Below are 21,843 nucleotides of genomic sequence, written 5' to 3'. Positions count from 1 at the left end.
ATGTCTAAGTCTGTTAACAAGTTGCATTTCATCATCGTCTTCTCTATTTTTATGAAAGAGGGAAAGCCTTTCTTCTAATAAGAACCTATGGACTCGAAATCGTTTGTAGTCTAAACTCCTGCTATCATATCATGAACTTTAGCAACTTCTTCAGCTGGGACTTGATAATAATAAATACCGCCAATGTTCGTGCCGCTTCCTTGCATCATATAGCTGTTCACATTTTTTCGTACGTCTTTATACCCGAATAACAAGTCTTGCATATCATCAAAATCCATATTTGTTGCCATGTTGTTACCTAATACATCAATTACGCCATTAATTTTATTCACAGAGCCAACGCTTGCACCCTTATTAATAATTCCTTCTATTACTTTGCGTTGTCGTTCTGTACGTCCGAAATCACCTGCAGGGTCTTGCTTTCGCATACGGACAAAATGCATCGTTTTATCGCCATCCATTTCTACAGGGCCTTTGGTAAAGTGATAATTGCCGTCATCCCATTCAACTTCATTATCGACATGAATCGTTCCTAATTGATCGACAAGTTCCTCTAAACCTTCCATATTCATACGTACATAGTAATCTAAGTCAATATCAAGGAAGTTCTCCACTGTAGCTACAGACATATCCGCCCCACCAAAAGCATAGGCGTGATTAATCTTATCTTGGACACCTTTTCCGACAATGGTCGTTCTTGTATCACGTGGTATGCTTACCAATTGCATGGTATCTTCTTTTGGATTTAACGAAAGCACCATTAACGCATCTGAACGCCCACGATCGCCGCCTCGTTGATCGACACCAAGCAACAATATATTTAATGATTCTGTCGCTTTAATTTTCTTTTTTGCTACTTTTGTATCAATAGCATCTACTGGTTCATTAATTTTGTCGTTTACAGTCGACTTCGCATTATTGTAAATCGAAAATGCATACGCACCCCCGCCAAGTACAAGAATTAATATAATAGCAAGCGGAATTTTCAGCCATAGCTTACGAGATTTCTTGCGTTCACTTCGTTTCATCCGTTTTCACCTATCCATTTCTTTTCTATATTTTCAGTTATTAATTTGTTATATGCAACTATAATCCTACTTAAAAAGTATACCATAGTTCGTCAAACACAATTGACCTAATGACAACTCGAAGGCTGTCATTAGGTCTAAAAGCATAAAACAGCCCACACCTATTACCTAGAAAGGGGATATTTTATGCTTACATTCACTTGTCTTTTAGGGTCATCGCATAACCCCAAAAATTTTTTTAGAATATTACCACCTAGATGTCCTAAGATTATTGTGTGTATTTTTACGCTTAACTCCTTTTATTCATATTTTTATATTACTCCTTGTTTTTGCTCTTCTAAAAAAGGTTGTTTTTTTTCTATTATACTTAGTAGCTTCCAATTTTCTTTTTTTTTGATTTGTTTCTTTGACATCATCATATAAAGTATAACATTGTAAATATTTTTCAGTTTTGTAAAACACATAAAAGGTATGTAACTCGTGTTCTTTTTTTCCGATATCTTTTTTCTCAATATAAATTTGTTTACCATTTGACAAGTTATACAACAATACTAGTTGACTTAGCCTACTGTTTATAGAATTCAAGATAATATTGGTTTCCCAATTACTAGTACTAGTAACATTTCCGTTTAACAAATTACTTGTAAAAATCATGAGGTAAAAGAACCCAAAAAGCAGTACTAATTGAAATAAATCTTTTACTTCCATTATATTTTCACTTGTTACAGCCACTAAAAAATTCATTACACATAACGACACACAATATATAATATGCTTACATTTTCCTATTTTCCTAAAAGAACTTATAATTAACATCACTATCAATACTATAAGAGTTACAAAAAGAATAAATGCCATAATTATCAATAACACATCTGAAATATTATAGTTTATTTTAACTTGGTAGCCAGTCAAGGTTACAATCAAAGCAAATGAAAAAGAAAATATGATATTTTCAAACAAATTGTTTGTCATTTTTTTGTTTTTATCCTCCAACACTCTGACAATCATAGATCTATTTAAGAAATCAATAAAAAACATGCGTAAAGTTAGTAAGAAGCTAATAATAGCTATTATAGTTTTAGAGTTCTTCATAAAATATTGAAAAATTTCCATTTAAACGCCTCATTGCAAAATATTTACTTCCTTTTATTATATACATACATGAAATTCCTTTTTAAAATTATACCATAGTTCGTCAAACACAATTGACCTAATGACAACTCGAAGGCTGTCATTAGGTCTAAACTGTCATCATACGAGTGAATGATTAATCTCTACTAAACAAGTCTCTTGTATATACTTTATTAGCTATATCACGAATGTGATCATCTAAACGGTTCGCAACGATCACGTCCGCTTCTTTTTTAAACACTTCAAGGTCATTAACGACACGAGAATTGTAGAAAGTTTCTTCCTGTAATACTGGTTCGTATACAATAACTTCTACGCCTTTCGCTTTAATCCGTTTCATAACTCCTTGAATCGCAGAATGACGGAAATTGTCTGAATCTGTCTTCATTGTCAAACGATAAATACCTACGACATTTGGTTTTCGATTTAATACCATATTCGCAACATGATCTTTTCGCGTACGGTTTGCTTCCACAATTGCTTGAATAATATTATTTGGTACATCTTCATAGTTTGCTAGCAACTGTTTCGTATCCTTTGGCAAACAATATCCTCCATAACCAAATGATGGGTTATTATAATGCCCGCCAATTCTTGGGTCTAGCGCTACACCATCAATAATTTGCTTGGCGTCCAAACCACGTAGTTCTGCATAAGAATCAAGCTCGTTAAAGAATGATACGCGCATAGCCAAATATGTATTAGCAAATAATTTAATTGCTTCTGCCTCTGTAGAGCTTGTAAACAAGACAGAAATATCTTCTTTTTCTGCACCTTGAACTAATAAATCCGCAAAGGCTTTCGCCCGATCTGACTGCTCCCCGACAATAATGCGAGAAGGATGTAAGTTATCATATAAAGCCTTTCCTTCGCGTAAAAATTCTGGGGAAAAGATAATATTGCTCGTGGCGAATTCAATACTAATCTCTTTCGTATACCCTACAGGTACGGTAGATTTTATTATCATGACCGCATTTGGATTCGTATCTAATACATCTCGAATGACAGATTCAACGGTTGATGTATCAAAGTAATTCTTATCTGGATCATAATTTGTCGGCGTGGAAATCACCACATAGTCTGCATCTTTATATGCTTCTTCCATATCTGTTGTAGCACGTAAATTCAATTCCTTATTTTTAAGGAAACTATCAATCTCTGCATCAACAATAGGAGATTGTTTACTATTGATCATATCTACCTTTTCTTGCAGAATATCAAGTGCTACCACTTCATTATGCTGAGCTAAAAGTATGGCATTTGCTAAACCAACATACCCTGTTCCTGCAACTGCAATTTTCATGTGAAGTTCCTCCAGTTTTGTTGTATTTTACCTTGAAATTAGAGTTCTACAGCTATATTATGACATACATCATTAGTAATTGACATTTTTCTCCTAAAAGGCATATGTAACTAAAACATATCTTTAGAGCGCACGTTAAATAAAAGTGCGCCTCTGTTTCCCTATCAAATATGACACTTTAAAACTACTTCACTTTATAATAATCTACATACCAGTCAGCAAATTTTTGTAACCCTACTTCAATAGATGTCTTCGGCTGAAAACCAACTGCTTGTTGCAACAGTTCTGTTGAAGCATATGTGGCAGGGACATCACCTGGTTTAATTGGTTCAAATATTTTTTCAAAAGCTACTTCTTTATGAAGTGCGTTGCTTAAACATTTTTCTAACGTTTCAATAAAGACCATCAATTTTTCCGGATTGTTATTTCCAATGTTAAATACTTTATGGTCCACTTCTCCCTTAGGAGGATTGCTTAATAAACGTTCAATACCTTCAACAATATCATCAATATATGTAAAGTCACGGTAAAGATCGTTTTCAAAATCACCATTATTAAAAATCTTGATTGGCTCTCCATTAAAGTACTTGTTGGCAAAACCAAAGTAAGCCATATCTGGTCTTCCCATCGGTCCATAAACTGTGAAGAATCGTAATCCTGTAGCAGGTATCTTATACAAGTGACTATATGTATGAGCCATCAACTCATTTGATTTTTTCGTCGCAGCGTATAACGAAACAGGATTATCTACAAAATCATTCTCTTCAAATGGCACTTTTTTATTAGCACCGTAAACGGAACTAGATGAAGCATAGACTAAATGATCTACTGGATGATGTCTACAGGCTTCTAAAATATTATAAAAGCCTATTATATTGCTTTCTATATAGACATCTGGATTTTCAATAGAGTATCTAACTCCAGCTTGCGCAGCTAGGTTTACTACAATATTTGGTTTGTATTCTGCAAAAGTGCTCATTATTAGTTCTTTATCTGAAATATCACCTTGAATGAAAGTGAAATTCTCATAAGGCTTTAACTGTTCCAAGCGAGCTTCTTTTAGTTTCACGTCATAATAATCATTCATGTTGTCTAGACCAATAACAGTGCAACCTTGGTCTAGTAATTTTTTAGATAAATAGAAACCGATGAAGCCGGATGAGCCAGTGATTAGATATCTTCCACTTGTATTATGAATCAACATAAGCACTCCTTCAATGATATATACTTTAATCGCCCGCTTGCTAAATTATTTTCAAAGTCAGACTACGATTTGTAAGTTAAAATACTTCTTTTATCTAGTTACTTGGTTAGCACCCAAAAAGGAGTTTCTTAAAAGAAAATGATCCAAAACCACTATAAAATGTGGTCATATCAACACTAAGCGCCAACTATATTTGGTATTAAAAATGGCCCCAATGACCTTTTTTGGGAGAGAACCGTTACTTTTTAATACAATGCTATTTATATAACTCTTGCAATTTTTTCACAACATTATTAATATCATGTTTATCTAAATTGTCATCAATTTTTTCTGATGTAGTTGAATTTATTACTTCACGACTCCATTCTTCAATAGGATCATCTAAAGATAATGCTTTTACTAAATTTGTCAAGATTGCTTCTTTAGGTATATTATTAGAGACAACACATCTAACTCCTGCTGCTTGTGCTTCAATTAATACATTTCCAAAACCCTCATGAATAGATGGGAAAACAAAAACATCCATTACATTCATTAACTCAGGAATATCACTTCTATTCCCTAAAAAACTGACATCGTTTTCTAATCCTAATTTATTGACTTGCTCCTTTATTTCTCTATCTAGTTTGCCTACTCCAATAAGAATTAGATGAGATGAATTGACAGTTTTCTTGATATTTTTAAATACATTAATTAGAAATTTATGATTTTTAGCAGGTACAAATCTACCTACATGACCCACTATAAACGCATCTTCGTTTAAATTCAAAGAATGTAGAATGCTCTTTCTACTTTTATCAGTTGTTTTAAATTTTTCTATATCGATACCATTAGGTACAATTACACAGTTTTTTGTATTGAAAGTTTTATTAATTTTGTTTTGCATTTTTTTATGCAACGCTATAGGAATCAAACCTTTTCTTTTAATACAATACTTGGTTATTATCCTATTCTTAAATTGCTTTTGACCGAATAGAACGTCAACATCACTGTGTACCGTATAATAGAGTTTAATACCTTTTGCCTTATTTCTTATAGGGAGGAGATATTTGTTAAGACCTAAATGTGTGTGGATAATATCTGGTTTTCTTTTCTTTACTAGATTAAAAAACAAAATAAATTTATAAAATTTATTAATGATATATTTAAACTTATTTTGATCATTTATAAAAAGTAATTTTTCTCCTAAGTTTATAACTTCTATATCCGCATTAATTAAACGTTTCTCATTTATACTATTATTAAACTTATCCATAGTAACTATTATAATGTTAAAATTATCTTTATTAATATTAAGTGCATATTCTGTAACAAGTGTTTCTGCACCCCCAATTTTTAAATGATTGATTAAATGTATAACTTTAGTCTTCAAATTAACAACCCCATTTCTGGATTTATCATTAAATTCAGTATAATCTCACCTACAATCACTTTAACTTAAGAGACTCAAAGGTTTTTACTTACAAATGTTTTTTATCAAAACTCTTACTTTTCCCTATAACAATTAATATAAAAACAATATGTAAGATTGCACTTGAAATACTAAATAAACTAATTGCAAATAAGTCATTTTTGAATACAAAATAACCAATTGCTAAGGCACAAATACGAACAATAAATGTAATTATAGTAAATAATAACTGGAATAATTGTGCAGATAATACTGGTAAACTTTTTACAGCTGGTTTATTAATGAATTCACAAAATAAAAATACGCCTATCCATTGTGCATATTTACCAGCTGTTACCCATTCGTCTCCAAAAACGGCACTGAATAGACAAGGGCCAAGAAATATTATTATACCAAATGGAATAATTCCTATTAAACTAAGAGCAACAGTTGCCTTTAAAATTAACTTTGTTAGACTTTCTTTTTTATGGGAAGCTTCTGTTATTCTAGGATAAAATACATTTCCAACGGAATCTCCAATTAATCTTATTGGCTGTTGGAGAACAGTGTTACCTAGAGTATAAAAACCAGCTATTGCAGGTCCAAAAAAAGATGTTAGCATTAACACTGGAAAACGCTGAGATATTGAATTAATAAATACTTCAGGTGCTCTATATAATGGAAAATCTTTGTATTTTTTTGCCAATTCTCCTATAGTTAATTGTTTTTCATCCGTATTTTCATATTTAGAACTGTTACTTTGTCTTTTTAATTGCATAAATAAAAACAACATTATAGCACGAACACCATTAGCCAGTGCGGTCAAAATAATTAAGACAGCAGCTGTAGGATAAAGCAAACCTATACCTACTTTTCCCCCATTAATAAGTATTGATTGATAAACAGAAACTTTGGCGTTAATTGCAAATTCTTTAGTTCTCACAAGCCATTGAGTTGCTACCTGAGAAAAACCTGAGAAGACAATGACAATAGGTATTAAAAATAAAAACTGCGTTATCTGCTGTATTTTAAATAACTCCACGATGTAATCACCAAGAAAAAGTATGATTAAAGCGACTATGAGAGATAATAATACAGAAACCATAATAGACAGAAACGCTAACTTCTTAGCATTTCTATAATCTTTAGGTAACACTATTGATATAGGGTAAGTTAGTGAAGAAACTGGAATAAAAATCTGATTTATGGCTAAAAAAACTCCCATCAATCCAAAAATTTCAGGACCGTAAATTCGTGTAATTATTGGAGAAGATAACAGTGCAATTACTTGAGCAACCATAGTTCCTGAAGCCAAAATAATGGTATTCTGTACAAAAGTACTATTTTTAATTTTTACTAACTTATTTATCATAATATCTCCTTACAAGGTACCGAGAATAATATTTATATAATAAATTTTTTAAGGAATAATGGGTAACTTAGAGATTTTATATCCTTTCAAACTAAAAGCAGTTGATACAACCACTAATATTACATAAAGACCACAAAATTCTTTAATCTATAAAATTTCCTACGTCGATAATTTGGGCACAAAAAATTAAGTACTATTATAATTATTTTTTTCAGTGCTTATAATTAGAATTGCTATTGCAGAAAAAGGTATGTAAGAACTTGTCAAATCATATGATATATTCCATGTTAAAAAATACAACAATGCAAGCGCGCTACAAACAATCTTATAAGAGCCATAATTAATTGCCTTAAAAAATTTACTGAAAACAAAAAAGAGCATTATAACAAGTATAGATAAACTAAAAATTCCACCTGACATTGCTGTTTCCAAGAAAATATTATGGGGATAACTTACCCCTAATTCTCCTGAATTCAAACCATAACCTAGTGGATTATCCTTAATCAAACTTATACTCTTACTATATATAATAAACCTAGGTTCATTTTCAAAATTATAATCATTTGTCAAAGTGTTTAATAACCTATCAGACATGTTGTTGTAAACTAAAAAAAGGAAAACAGGGATAAACATGAGAATTGCAATTAAAACTTTTACCTTCTTTACAATTCTTTTTTCCATAAACAAATGAATTATAGTTATAATTAATGGTATAAGAACGGAAAGTATTACAGGTGACCTACCGCTTAAAGAAGTCAGAGCAAATAAAATTGTAGTTATTGAAACTATTAAAAAAGTCTTTGTTATTTTCCTTCCTCTTTCATAAAAAAGTAAAAGTATTGCACAGACTATCCCAGCTGATAATGGTAACCCTAAAGTTAGATAATGTTGACCCAACCCTCTATTTAGTTCAATTCCCCATATTATTTTTTGCATAGAAAGACAAAGAGCCCACAAAACTTGAAAGTACAGTACATTTAATATCTCTTGTTTATACAAAAACAATAATACTCCTGTAACAATTATTAATGATACAATATATTTTAATAAGTTATCGTACGTTAATAAAGTAGGCATTCTAACAAATGTTATCAAAAAAATCATACCCCAAAACATGTATAATATTAATAAGAACTTCACACGTGAATATGATAAATTCAACTGTTTATTTGAAATTATTTTCAATATACCTACACTCCACAAAGCCAAAGGTAGAATGATGTTAATTAATGGCGTAGAATATATTATTTTTAAACTTGGAATATTAAGTATAAGAAAAATTATAAAAGATAAAACCATACTTAATAAATGCTCTTTTTTTAGTACCATTTATTCCCTTCCCTTAATAAAATCATCAATTTAATTATGATAATTCATACTCTTTCTTTTTTTAATTTATGGTATAATTTAATGTATTCATTTGCAACGATGCTTACTTCATACTTTTTCTTCCCCTTAGAATAAATTTCATCCCCTAACATACTACAATATTCCTCATTTTCTGCAAGTTTTTTTATATTGTATTTAAGAGCATCAATATCACCCGGCTGAAACAACAATCCATTAATCTCATGATTAATAATATCGCTTGAACCTTTAATATTTGTCGCTATCATTGCCAATCCAGTCATACTTCCTTCTAATAAGACATTAGGAAGTCCTTCAGAGTAAGAAGGTAACACTAGAATATCTGAAGCTCGCAAATAATCCTCAATATTATTCACTTCTCCCCTATAACTTATTGAGACGTTATTTTGTTGATTATTAATTTTATTGATTAAAGAGTAGAAGCATTCTTCATTTTCATACATTGGTCCACAAATCATAGTATGTATTTGGCTTTCACTTTCTAAGCTTTCTAAAGCAGCTAACAGATCAAATATTCCTTTTCTCTTACTTATTGATCCGCTATAAATAATATTTGTTGATTTATTCGGTATTTGCAACTTAGCTTTTAATTCCTCCTTTTCGTTTAGAGTTATTTTAAAAAATTTGTTGTTATCTACTCCGTTTGGAATTGAATAAATTATATTTGAATCAATACCTCTACTTAATAATCTACTCTTAATATCACTATTAATTGCAATATAAGCATCTGCTTTAAGAATTATATTGTCTCTAATTTTCCTTACAATTTTGTTTACCAAGTTTCCTTTTCTTTTCTCAACTTCACTAAATTCATCCTGTGCAATTTTTACTATTATAGGTTTGTTAATTATTTTTCCTGCAAGTACTGCAAACGCAGCCTCTGGACCAGCTTTAATACAATGAACTACATCTAAATTCTTACTGTTAAATAGTATTCGAAAGAAAACCATTAGCGCAAAACTATAAAGATGGAGGACAGGACTCAATTTATTTAAAAATTTAAAACCTAGGCTAATAACTTCAAATTGTTCTACACATTTTCTTTTATATTCAAACTTTCCAGTAAGTATTTTAAAATTAATTTCTTTATTTATTTGCTCAATACTTTTATTAATCGTTTTTAATTGCTTCCCATAACCTGAGAAAATAGGTGGATATTTATAACAAACTTGTATTATTCTCAAAAGAATCTCTCCAGTCAAAATAATAAATGTACCGGTGCTTTATCAATTAGAGTATATAAACCATTTAATTCACTTTTTAAGTGCACGAATTTTTAATATAAAACTATAGCTAAAAAAAGTAGATATATGTAAAGAAAAAGTTTTCAGTGAAGGGTATTTTGTTAATAGTTTCTTTGAGTATTTTCTTGCAATTACCTTATTATTATTTCGTAAAGCTGTTTTAACTAGAAACATATAACTAGACTGCTTATGTTTGGTTAAAATTTCATCACTAATTTTACTATATAAATATTTATACTTATTATTTATATAATTCATAGACTTTATATATTTGTGTATATCATCAGAAATTTGATTTGTGGTGTTAGAATTTTTATATTTGACCAATGCTTCTTTTACTGCTCCCACAGAAGCGTGTTGACAAACCCTTATCCATAAATCATAATCTTGTTTAGCTTTTAATGCTGTATCAAAACCACCAACTAAATTTAGAATTTCTTTTTTCACAATAACACAAGAAGTTGTCCCAATATAATTAGAAATTAAAATATCTTTTGATAAATCCCCTGTTTTCTTAGGAATTGATTCATAAGATATACCGTATTGAGTATAGGTGATTTCAGTTCCAGAATAAATTAATCCTAATTTTGGATTATTAGTGAATTGCTTTATTTGTAATTCTATTTTTTTTTCCATCCATTCATCATCATCATCTAAAAATGCTACGTACTCTCCAGTAGAGTTCTTTATACCTAAATTCCTAGCGTAGTTACCACCTTTATTAGGATAATAATGAATGGCTTTAATTCTTGAATCCACTCTTTTATACTCACTTAATAACACTTCGGTTTCATCTGTGGAACCATCAGAAACAATAATGATTTCAAGGTTCTTATAAGTTTGTTTTATTACACTATCTACTGCATTTTTTAATAAATTAGCTCTATTATGAGTTGGGATTACTACGCTAACTTTCATTATTGCACCTCGTCAAATCTAATAATTTAATATTCATTCAAATCAACTAAACTCTGCTAAAACAAATATTCATCTCAATTTGTAAATATTCATGTACTCGATATTTATCAACACATTTCGTCATTAGCAGTCTACAATAATTTATTTTATAATACTGGAATCTATCAGTGGAACTTTTAGGGTTTGTTAAATCTAGTTTTCTCTTTAAAAAAGTTCTGTGCTGTATTTGTATTATCAGATGATCTGAAAGAAAATGAAAAACAAAATCCAAATTTTTTTACAATATAGTTATTCAATAGCTTTTTCACTTTCTCAATATTATCAATGTCCTCTTCTTAAAAATGAATTTGATAACCATTTCAACAACCACATCGGTGCAAAAAACATTATTATCTGTCCAATACTAACAAACATAAAATCTCCTATTGAACAGTGACCCCTTCTCCAAATAGCAAACGATACATCAATATAACTTTTACAATAAGACCAGCTTTTCCTTCTTTTAAAGTTATCCTTATTTGACCTAAATAATAATAATGATTGATTAATATTGGAACTCTTACAACCGTTATTAATCATTCTAGAAAACAGATCTAAATCTTGTTTTCTTCTCAGTAAACCATATCCTCCACAACGGATTACTTCAGATTTTTTAAACATAACCGTTGGATGATTAAAAGGACTCCTTCGCCTTATAAATTTTTTGATTTCTTCATGCTCTGTTGGTACTATCCTAGAAGAAACAATATTATCAGGAATATCATAAAATTCATCAATCATAGTACCATTCAAACTGAGTTCCGGTTTTTCATTAAATTCTTTTACTTGGATTTCACACCTAGTTGGTAACGATATATCATCTGTATCCATCCTAGCAACTAATTCATTTCTACAATATTTTAAGCCATGATCTAAAGCTTTACCTAAACCTATATTTTCTTCCAACTCTATTATAGTAAATAAACCTTCATTATCATTGACATAATTTTTTATTAGATTATCTAGATGTTCTGTTAACTTTCCATCCTTGACTAAAACAATTTGATCTGGAAACAAGGTTTGAGACAACATACTATCCAAGCTTGCTCTTAAATACTCTGGCTTTTCTTTATAATAAACAGACATAAGTACAGAGTATCTTGATTTACTTTGTTTGCTAATTTGATTCATTTTATATACCTCTCCGTTGCTTTTATTGAAGCAGACAACGTTCTAATCTGATAATTATCTCTATATTTACTTAGATCTTTATCATATGATAAATTCCCAAAAACCTTATTCAATATAGTAACCTTACCCAAGAATAACTTAATTATTGGATTGAAGATTTTCACCATTCTAACCTTTTTTCCATGTGCTTCACCAATTAATCGTACCATTTCACTTGTTTTTATATATTCTTTATTTTGTGGAAAAAACACTCCACTTTCCCTATTATCTATCATTAAACGAATAAACTCAGACAAGTTGTCAATATGTAGCATGCTCCGTTCATTAGGGAAATCAGGGAAGAATGGTAATTTTTGAGCAATCTTTGCTAACTTAGGATAATTTCCTTTCGAATCTTTGCCATAGATCATAGGTGGTCTAATTATAGCAATGCGGAAATTTTCATCTTCTAAAGGTTGAATACTTTTTTCAGCTTCTAGCTTACTCTTTCCATAAAAGTTTGCAGGGGTAGGCACTGTATCTCTATTAATAACTTTTTTGTAACTTGTTGCTTCCCCATATATAATGATACTACTCATAAAAATAAATTGAGCTACACCTTGCTTTTTTGCTTTTTTAGCGACTTCTACAGTCAGATCTCTATTAACTTTATAATAGAGCTCTTCCATGTTAGGATCTGTTGACACATGCGCGATCCCTGCCACATGCAAGACAACATCATACTTAGAAAAGTCAACTTCTTTCCATACATCATTTCGTAGACTTACCTTATCAATCTCGTATTGATCAGGGTACTGCTGCGACCATTCTACAAATGAATTACCTACATAACTATTTTTTCCGGTGATCAGTATTTTTTTCATTTGGAAGCAGTCTCCTTATTGGAGGCCATTTCTTCCTTCGCTGTGGCACCTGTTCCACCTTCTACAACACCATCACTTTTTGCCACACTAATAAATGTACCGATAAAGCATTTAACATCAAAAAAGAAATTCATGCGTTCTACATATTCGCCGTCAAGTTTAGCCTTTACTTCAATCGGCAGTTCATCTCTTCCGTTAATTTGCGCCCAGCCAGTTAATCCTGGTTTCACATCATTAGCTCCATATTTGTCTCGTTCTGCAATTAAATCGTCTTGGTTCCACAATGCAGGGCGCGGGCCGATAATGCTCATTTGCCCTACAAAGATATTCCATATTTGTGGCAACTCATCAAGGGAAGTTTTTCTCAAAAACTTCCCTACTTTGGTTATATATTGCGCCGGATCCTCTAATAAATGGGTAGGTGTATCTTTTGGTGTATCGATTCGCATCGTTCTAAATTTTAAGATATGAAAATGTTCTTTATGTATGCCTACGCGTTTTTGTTTAAATAAGACAGGCCCTTTGGAATCGATTTTTATAGCGATCACCAATAGAAGAATGAATGGTGATAAGAGCACAATTCCAATAAAGGACAATAGAATATCTACCAATCTCTTAAACTTTAAATACATCATTTATGAGAATCCTTTCTATGAGAAAAATAAACTTGCAGTGCATCTATTTAAACTGACGCTTTTTCTTCCTGCACTTTCTTCACTAAATACTTCAATAAGTCGTCACGAATTTCTTCGTTTTCTAATGCTAAATCAATCGTTGTTTTCACAAAGCCGAGCTTTTCACCAACATCATAGCGTTTTCCTTCAAAATCATACGCATAGACGTTTTGCTCTTCGTTTAGTTTTTGAATGGCGTCGGTTAATTGAATTTCACCACCAGCACCAATTTCCTGTTTATCTAAGTAAGCAAAGATTTCTGGCGTTAATACGTAACGTCCCATAATCGCCAAGTTAGATGGTGCAGTACCTTGTTTCGGTTTTTCCACAAAGTGATCGACTTGATAACGACGGCCTTCAATCGTATTCGGATCGACAATACCATACCGATGTGTTTCGCTATCTGGCACTTGCTGTACGCCAACGACAGATGATTGTGTTTCTTCAAATTGATCTATTAATTGGCGCAGCCCAGGTGTATCAGCTTGTACAATATCATCACCAAGTAACACGGCGAATGGTTCATTGCCGATAAATTTACGTGCACACCAAACCGCATGACCTAATCCTTTTGGTTCTTTTTGACGGATATAATGAATATCCACTTTGGAAGGACGTTTTACCTTTTCTAGTAAATCAAACTTTTCCTTTTTCATCAAGGAATCTTCTAGTTCAAAATTGTTATCAAAATGATCCTCGATCGCACGTTTACCTTTTCCCGTTACGATAATAATATCTTCAATTCCTGATTGTACGGCTTCTTCAATGATATATTGAATGGTTGGTTTGTCTACAATTGGAAGCATTTCTTTCGGCATCGCTTTCGTCGCTGGTAGGAATCTTGTCCCTAATCCCGCCGCTGGAATGATCGCTTTTTTAATCGTACGCATGAATGAATCCCCCTTCTTCGTTTACGAACCTTTCACTGTGACATAATCATGTTCCATATAAACAATCTGCATAAGTGCATCTTTTAAATCTTTTCGAGTGTAGTTTTCAAAAGTATTCATAATTCCTCTAATCACGTCCTGATCGACGGCGGACGTTTTGCCAACATAAATCTTTTCATAGACCGCTTCTGAATGTACTTCATCTTCGCCGAGCAGTTCTTCGTACATTTTTTCCCCTGGGCGAATGCCAGAAAATTGAATCGGAATTTCTGCTTCTGTATAGCCGGATAGCTTGATCAAATTTTTTGCAAGGTCGACGATTTTTACTGGTTCGCCCATATCGAGAACGAATATTTCGCCACCTTTCGCTAGTGTACCTGCTTGGATAACGAGTCGAGAGGCTTCTGGAATCGTCATAAAGTACCGCGTCATTTCTGGGTCCGTCACCGTAACGGGACCACCATTAGCAATTTGCTTCTTAAATAATGGAATGACACTACCACGACTTCCTAGTACGTTACCAAAGCGGACTGCGGTAAATTTCGTTTTACTCCGAACTGCTAAGTCTTGAATGACCATTTCCGCAATACGTTTCGTTGCGCCCATCACATTTGTTGGATTGACCGCCTTATCCGTGGAAACTAATACGAATGTATGTATACCGAATGTATCTGCAGCTTCAGCGACATTTTTAGTACCAATAATATTATTCTTTACCGCTTCATGCGGGTTTTGTTCCATTAAAGGCACGTGCTTGTGCGCAGCTGCATGATACACAATGCGCGGTTTGTACGTTTCCATAATTTCAAACATCCGATCACGGTCTTGTACATCACCGATAACAGGTACGATTTCAATGCCTGCGTCACGATATTTCCCCCGTAATTCCATATCAATCGTATAAATGCTGAATTCGCCATGTCCTACTAAGATTATTTTACTCGGGGAAAATTTCATCACTTGTCGACATATTTCGGAACCAATCGACCCGCCCGCACCGGTGACCATGACCGTTTGTTCACTCACATATTTGGAAATCGCACGAATGTCGAGTTGTACTGGTTCGCGACCAAGTAAATCTTCCACTTCGACATTTTTTAAGCTGCTTACGGTTACTTTGCCAGTCATTAAATCTTCAATTTTCGGGATCATTTGCACTTTCGCATTCGTCTGATTACAAAAATCTACAATTTTCTTCAATTGGCCATTACGAAGCGACGGAATGGCAATGACGATGTGTTCAATATGCATATCGCCAACCACTTCCGGGATATCTCGTACTTTCCCTTGAACTGGTATATTGTATAATTGCATTCGCTGTTTCGTTAAATCATCATCAACAAAAGCAACTGGTTGAAGCTCGGTTTCCTTACTCTGATCACGCAATTGCCGTGCAATCATTGCACCTGCTGCTCCAGCACCGACAATAAGTGTCCGTTTATGTTCGTGGTTATCTTTTATATATCTGTCGCGTACGACGCGCCAAACAAATCTAGAACCACCAATAAAGATAATATGTAACATCCATGTGACGAGCAATGCACGTCTGTAAATACTAAAGTCATTCGCAAGATATTGTACAATCGTTGCACCAAGAACAGAAAAAGTTACTGCTTGTACAATAGCGATTAACTCGCCAACACTGGCGTAAGCCCATACTTTGTTGTATAGCTTAAAAATGTACGCAAATACATGATGAAAAATTAAAAGTGCAACTGCGCTAATAATGATTGCGTCCATGCTGACAACATCGGTATAAGGGTATACGACCCACGATGCAATAAAAATAGCAGTCGTGACAATTACTGAGTCTAGCAACATCAATAGACCCAGTCTTGATTTGTACCCCATAAATAATACTCCTTCCTGTCTCTCTATTGCTGTAGAATAAGCTACTTGTAAATTGCCTCCACCTAAAAAATAATCAGCAGGGAGGTATTCATGAATTTTAGTGAACAATAAAGGAGAGATAGTCCTATAACAGTATTTAAAGCGAAGCGTGATCATGGAAACTTCACCAACAGAAGTCTCTTTTTTCAGTACTTGTTAATAGCAGAAAAGCGTAACGTAAAGAGAAATCATGTGTCACTTCGGCTATTTTGAAAGTGCATACTTTCTATATGATTGAAACAAAATGAATTACTAAACAATTACATGCATTAAAAACAGCACCATTCGACACGCTGTCATTTTATGTATCTTTTTATCAAATAGATGCCGTAACACTTTCTATTACTATGAAGCAGTATATGTTTGGTAACAACCTTCAAAACGTCCAAAAAATAAAACAGCAATTCTATTGTAATACGTTTATGTAATAATTTCCAGTTAAACTACGTACAATGTTGTGCTTTAATCACATTCCTATAATACTATATACCCAGTCATATTATTAGTGACTTTTGCAAATAAAAGTCATAATCTTATAATCGCTTGTGAATAGAAAAAGCATCATAATGCTTTTTCGTAATGAAAGCGCTATACCGATAACGCGACTTCACCTGTGGCATTTTTCACGAAATTGGCTTCTTTTCTAATAACTCCTGAAAATACGTGATGAGTTGCTTGCGATTATTCGTTTGAAACGTTTGATATATGCTACTGATATAATTTTTCACCGTACCCTCACTTAAAAATAATCGGTTGGCAATATCCTTATTTGAAACACCTTCTGTCAGCAAATAAGCAATATCTAGCTCTCGATTCGACAAATAAACCCCTCTATTTTTTAATGCCTCATCAAGCAACTCTCGTCTATCCAGTTTGCGTTCTAGTATACGTTTCGCCAAAATTTGCGCAGCCTCTCCAGAGAAGACAACCTCATCTTGCATTACAGAGCGCATGCATGCAATCAAATGCTCCCCGTTTAGTTTTTTTAGGACAACCCCGTCTGCACCAGCGTATATAGCAGCCACAATGAGATCTTCATCTGCAAATGAAGTAAGGACAAGAATTTTCACATTAGCAGCAGACTCTTTCATATGTACAATAAGCTTGATCGCATCTGTATGTGGCATATGGATATCAATGAGCACGAGATCTGGTTGATATGCTTTGAATTGAAGGATAGCCGATTTCCCATTTGTAGCTGTCGTAACAACTTGCATACCCTCTTCTTGGATTAACAATGCTTCGACACCATCCATAAAAAGCTGCTCGTCATCGACTAGCATGATCCGCATCAATGAACACCCCCCATTAAAAATAAAAAGGCTCTTTATTTCAAGTATGAAGCAGGTTGGTGTGTTTCAAAAGAACCCACACCAACCTAGAGACTTCGGCACAAACCTTTATGCAATGCTGCATTTAAAAGAAGAACACCTTCAGAATTCCACTCATATTTCAAGAAAAGTTGACTTTTTTTCGCGAAATCCGCAACTCGTTCACCGGGATTTCGATTACTAATTCATAGTAATCGCTCTCATACGTTGACTCCCGTACGTTGATTCCCGTACGTTGATTCTTCAATCGCCATCTCCATGACATTCGCGCTTGTCCGCTCGATTTTCGCCCGTCTCAACGTAAAAGTACTAACATTCGCCGACAACTTGTTGCTATCTCATGTGGGGGAATCCATCGCGCTTCTTTATACGATTAAGTACAAACCGTCAAACTAGTTACCATTCTTTTTAAAATAGACCAAGGAATTTCTTTTTCTTTTTCACTCGCATTGGCTCCAAGCGATTTACATGGTTGTTATCGACAAGTAGATTACTATTTTCTAGAAACATGTAATAATAGTCTGAGCCAAAGTTTTTCTTCACATCTTCAAACGCCTCTCGTAGGTAGAAAGAACGTGAAGTCGTATTATGCGCATCAGATGCAATAAAATGGGTTAAATTCGCTTCGATGATTTGCGTAGTAAACTTTTGAATATCTTTTCCAAACTTACCTACTACACTACCAGCTGTAACTTGGGAAAGTGCACCTTTGGACACCAAATCATATAATAGATTCGGGTGTTCGAGAAGTGCTCGATTTCTTTCCGGATGCACAATTATTGGTGTATAACCTTCTACTTGAATATCAAATATAAGTTGTGAGGTGTATCGTGGTACAGCGTCAGAAGGGAACTCCACAAAAAGGTATTTACCGTGGTTTAACGGGAGTAGTTCGTTTTGCCTAATGCCATCTACCATTTCCCCATAAATACGTGTTTCCTGACCAGGCAATACCGTTAGCGAAACACCTTCTCTATTAAACAAATCATTTAATATTTCTACATGGTTTTCAATTTCCCAACGAAAATTATTGAAAGCACCATTTTGATGATGTGGTGTAGCGATAATAGTGTGAATCCCTTGGTCTATAGCTACCTTAGCCATTTCCAAACTATATTGTTCTGTCTTCGCTCCATCGTCTACACCTGGTAATATATGACTATGAATATCGATCACTTGTATTCACATCCTATGAATTAAACATTTTCTATTGAATAATTAGGTAGATTATAACAAATATAATTATAAATTGCACTTTAGAGAGACTAAACTTAAAAATATTTTTGCAAATTCGAATAATGTAACATTAGCTCGTCCGTATTCTCTTATCACTGACAAGAGTATTTCAAACACACGAAGAAATATTTTTTTGGTTTCGTAACATGTTAACGACAATACTGTTTTTCAACGCTTTATTTAGGAAAAAAGTCGCCTTCAAGTGCTCTCATCGTTGGGACTGTTTTGAAATGCATGCATACATTCAAAACAACTCGCTTCATTTTGGAATCCTCTTTTTTCACAATGACATGTAAACAGGAACTTCAACAAAACTCCTTATCCAAGAGAATAAGGAGTTTTGCTTTATTTTGCTCCGTAATAGTAATAATAATTGGACTGTTTCTTTTCACGGTCATTAAGCACTGCACCTAAAAGTTTTGCTTTAGCAGGCTGTAATGCTTCGATCGCTTTTTGCGCGCCTTCAATTTCCGTATATTTGCTGCGAACGACAAGAATGGAACCATCTACAATGTTCGCCATAATTTGCGCATCCGTCACAGCTAAAACTGGTGGCATGTCGAAAATGACCATATCATAATTTCCTTTTAGCTCTTCTAACAAGCTTTTCATCTTCTTGGAAGCTAATAATTCAGATGGGTTCGGCGGTATAGGGCCACAAGACATTACATCCAAGTTATCTACATCGGTTCGCTGAATCACCTGATCCAAAGAGTTTTCTCCAACTAATAGATTACTAAGCCCCCGTAAATTATCAATGCGAAACGTATAATGTACTGTCGGTTTACGTAAGTCAGCGTCAACTAACAGCACTTTTTTTCCTTGTTGAGCGTATACAACAGCTAAATTAGCAATTGTCATAGATTTTCCTTCTGCAGGTCCTGATGACGTTACAAGTAAGGAACGGATTTCATTATCGACAGAAGCAAAGTCTATATTCGTACGAATCGTACGATACTGTTCAGAAATAGGTGATTTTGGATTTAATTTGGCGATTAAATGACGCATCTTCGTTCCAGGTCTAGACGGATTTTTTCCGCGTAACATGTTGGCTCCCCCTCTCCAGATTTCTTGGTTGTGGGCGGAATTGTTGCTCGCTAATATCTTTTTCTTGAACAGTTGAAATTGTGCCGAGGACAGGAATATCAAGGTGCTGCTCAATGTCGTCTTCAGTTGTAATTGTGTTATCCAAATATTCTAATAAAAACGCAATTCCAACACCAATCATCGCACCGAGCACAATTGCAATCGCTGTATTTAACATTGGATTTGGTGAAACAGGAGACGGATTTGTTCCAAGTTCTGCCTCCGACAAAATATTCACATTGTCGACATTCATGAGTTCTGGAATCTCATCTTGAAATGTAGTCACCGTTGTATTTGCCATTTCAACAGCACGTTCAGGACTTTCATCCGTAGCAGTTACCGTCACAACTTGTGACTGTTCCTCGCTAGATACTTGAATTTTTTGTGCTAACTGACCACTTGTCATGTCCAAGCCCAGTTCGTCTACTACCTGACTCAAAATGCGCGGACTTTTAATAATGACATTATATGTATTAATGAGTTCCACGTTTGTTCGTATATCATTGACATTATATGGCGTTTCCGCATCTTGCTGGCTTTGGTTAACGATAAAGGAAGAATCTGCTTCGTATGTTGGTGTCAACACCAAATAGCTAACGACAGCGGCAATCACCGCAGCCCCAAATATACAAGCTAAAATAAGCAACATTCGCTTTTTTAAGACAGCAAATATCTCCTTTAAGGAAATCGTCTCTTCCATAAAGTTACCTCCATTTTTATTCTTCTATACATTGTTTTATGAATAAACCTAGTTATGAATTATAACATAAAACGACATAGAATAGTTGGTAAATTTATGAATTTGAAAAGATATGTTGCAAAAAAACGCTTGAATTAAACAGTAAACCGTTAAATTAAATTCTGATTACAAATAAACCTCGATATTTCGAACATGTTATCAAATCTAGCACTTCGTCAACATGCAACATGGATTACTAAAGTATTAAATATCTGGCGATTTAGGTCATAAGGCGTAGGTACTGCATCGTTTTAAGCAAGCGATAACAGTATCTAAGTACCCATCTTATTCAAGTCCTTTGGACCATGTACGATAAATTTTTCTAGAGTTACAAATTTAGTGCTTTTTGTTTCCAAAGCTACGATAATACCGTTCACATCCGCTCTATAATAACGTTTCGCTTACTATGAACTTTTTTCTCTCCTGTCCATTAATAGACGAAAGAACTAATTATATTTTTCTACTTTTTTCCCTAAAGTGATTTAACAATAGGGAAATTGAACCGATATAATATGAAAACATATCTTTTATACTGGTTCTTTAGTATGATTGGGTAACGTCATTAGTAAATAATATACAGCAAGAAACAACGTGGCAGTGCTAGTAAAGAAATACAGACACAGTAATTTGTTTAGTTTTATAAGAGAAAGATTTTGTATCATCATCATTTCATGTCTGTACTAGGCGAATTTTGTCGTATTGAGTTCTTGGTTGGGAGAGGAATAGTAATTCATGCGTTCATGGTTATTCAGCAACATGGCAAAAGAAAAACTTTAGGGATTGCTCTTTTTCAGAATGAAACATGCCGAATGGGAAATTGCATTTTTAACATCTATGAAGCGTACGTTTTCGCAAACAAACATGACTAGAAAAATAGTATGAAAAGTACTTTTGAACCAAACAACAAAGGGTTACTACCTAATATGAACTATAGGAAAGTATAAATTGCTAAAAGTTTATCGGACTCGCATTGGGGGAGCGACCATTTAAAAGGCACTTGCAG

At 33.5% G+C, this 21,843-nt stretch carries 18 protein-coding genes; all 18 read right to left on the bottom strand.

The features are described from left to right. Positions 1–110: 110 nt before the first annotated feature. The 18 genes from BUB45_RS06585 to BUB45_RS06500 all read right to left on the bottom strand — a co-directional run bounded on the left by BUB45_RS06585 (position 111) and on the right by BUB45_RS06500 (position 20,801). Positions 111–1,028, bottom strand: a complete 918-nt coding sequence (locus BUB45_RS06585) for an LCP family glycopolymer transferase (RefSeq protein ID WP_073006543.1) — start codon at positions 1,026–1,028, stop codon at positions 111–113. 303 nt (positions 1,029–1,331) lie between these two features. Then, positions 1,332–2,144 carry a hypothetical protein gene (locus tag BUB45_RS06580; protein WP_073006541.1) on the bottom strand — a complete coding sequence of 271 codons (813 nt, stop codon included), beginning with the start codon at positions 2,142–2,144 and terminating at the stop codon, positions 1,332–1,334. 154 nt (positions 2,145–2,298) lie between these two features. Continuing rightward, positions 2,299–3,465, bottom strand: coding sequence for a nucleotide sugar dehydrogenase (locus BUB45_RS06575; RefSeq protein ID WP_073006540.1), 1,167 nt, complete (start codon positions 3,463–3,465; stop codon positions 2,299–2,301). A 184-nt stretch (positions 3,466–3,649) separates the two neighbouring features. Then, complete coding sequence (locus tag BUB45_RS06570) at positions 3,650–4,666, bottom strand: NAD-dependent epimerase/dehydratase family protein (RefSeq protein ID WP_280157347.1); 1,017 nt, start codon at positions 4,664–4,666, stop codon at positions 3,650–3,652. 259 nt (positions 4,667–4,925) lie between these two features. Then, entirely contained in the window at positions 4,926–6,041 is a 1,116-nt protein-coding gene (locus tag BUB45_RS06565; RefSeq protein ID WP_073006536.1) for a glycosyltransferase, read from the bottom strand. A gap of 88 nt (positions 6,042–6,129) precedes the next feature. Next, on the bottom strand, positions 6,130–7,431 hold the full coding sequence (locus BUB45_RS06560) for a lipopolysaccharide biosynthesis protein (protein WP_073006534.1): 1,302 nt from the start codon (positions 7,429–7,431) through the stop codon (positions 6,130–6,132). Positions 7,432–7,617: 186 nt separating this feature from the next. After that, positions 7,618–8,760, bottom strand: coding sequence for an O-antigen ligase family protein (locus BUB45_RS06555; protein ID WP_073006532.1), 1,143 nt, complete (start codon positions 8,758–8,760; stop codon positions 7,618–7,620). A gap of 44 nt (positions 8,761–8,804) precedes the next feature. Further along, positions 8,805–9,983 carry a glycosyltransferase family 4 protein gene (locus BUB45_RS06550; RefSeq protein ID WP_073006530.1) on the bottom strand — a complete coding sequence of 393 codons (1,179 nt, stop codon included), beginning with the start codon at positions 9,981–9,983 and terminating at the stop codon, positions 8,805–8,807. A 69-nt stretch (positions 9,984–10,052) separates the two neighbouring features. Continuing rightward, a complete protein-coding gene (locus tag BUB45_RS06545; protein ID WP_073006529.1) occupies positions 10,053–10,961 on the bottom strand; it encodes a glycosyltransferase family 2 protein in 909 nt (302 codons plus the stop codon). 321 nt (positions 10,962–11,282) lie between these two features. Beyond that, positions 11,283–12,131, bottom strand: coding sequence for a glycosyltransferase (locus tag BUB45_RS06540; protein WP_073006527.1), 849 nt, complete (start codon positions 12,129–12,131; stop codon positions 11,283–11,285). Next, positions 12,128–12,994 (bottom strand): NAD-dependent epimerase/dehydratase family protein, encoded by an 867-nt coding sequence (locus BUB45_RS06535; protein WP_073006525.1) that lies wholly within the window; start codon positions 12,992–12,994, stop codon positions 12,128–12,130. Before BUB45_RS06535 ends, BUB45_RS06540 begins: the two co-directional genes overlap by 4 nt. Beyond that, complete coding sequence (locus BUB45_RS06530; protein ID WP_073006714.1) at positions 12,991–13,626, bottom strand: sugar transferase; 636 nt, start codon at positions 13,624–13,626, stop codon at positions 12,991–12,993. Before BUB45_RS06530 ends, BUB45_RS06535 begins: the two co-directional genes overlap by 4 nt. Before the next feature lie 50 nt (positions 13,627–13,676). Further along, positions 13,677–14,558 carry a UTP--glucose-1-phosphate uridylyltransferase GalU gene (gene galU / locus BUB45_RS06525; protein ID WP_073006523.1) on the bottom strand — a complete coding sequence of 294 codons (882 nt, stop codon included), beginning with the start codon at positions 14,556–14,558 and terminating at the stop codon, positions 13,677–13,679. A 21-nt stretch (positions 14,559–14,579) separates the two neighbouring features. After that, on the bottom strand, positions 14,580–16,409 hold the full coding sequence (locus tag BUB45_RS06520) for a polysaccharide biosynthesis protein (protein WP_073006712.1): 1,830 nt from the start codon (positions 16,407–16,409) through the stop codon (positions 14,580–14,582). 662 nt (positions 16,410–17,071) lie between these two features. Continuing rightward, positions 17,072–17,740, bottom strand: coding sequence for a response regulator transcription factor (locus BUB45_RS06515; protein WP_073006522.1), 669 nt, complete (start codon positions 17,738–17,740; stop codon positions 17,072–17,074). Between the two features lie 447 nt (positions 17,741–18,187). Beyond that, a complete protein-coding gene (locus BUB45_RS06510; protein ID WP_073006520.1) occupies positions 18,188–18,955 on the bottom strand; it encodes a tyrosine-protein phosphatase in 768 nt (255 codons plus the stop codon). 405 nt (positions 18,956–19,360) lie between these two features. Continuing rightward, positions 19,361–20,062 (bottom strand): CpsD/CapB family tyrosine-protein kinase, encoded by a 702-nt coding sequence (locus BUB45_RS06505; RefSeq protein ID WP_073006518.1) that lies wholly within the window; start codon positions 20,060–20,062, stop codon positions 19,361–19,363. Then, positions 20,037–20,801, bottom strand: a complete 765-nt coding sequence (locus BUB45_RS06500) for a YveK family protein (protein WP_073006517.1) — start codon at positions 20,799–20,801, stop codon at positions 20,037–20,039. The genes BUB45_RS06505 and BUB45_RS06500 overlap by 26 nt, the downstream gene beginning before the upstream one ends. Positions 20,802–21,843: the final 1,042 nt, after the last annotated feature.

The organism is Virgibacillus chiguensis (assembly GCF_900129865.1).
In the GTDB taxonomy this organism is placed as follows: Bacteria; Bacillota; Bacilli; order Bacillales; family Amphibacillaceae; genus Virgibacillus; species Virgibacillus chiguensis.
The sequence above is the reverse complement of the archived record's forward strand: the minus strand, read 5'-3'. Positions and strand labels throughout refer to the sequence as shown.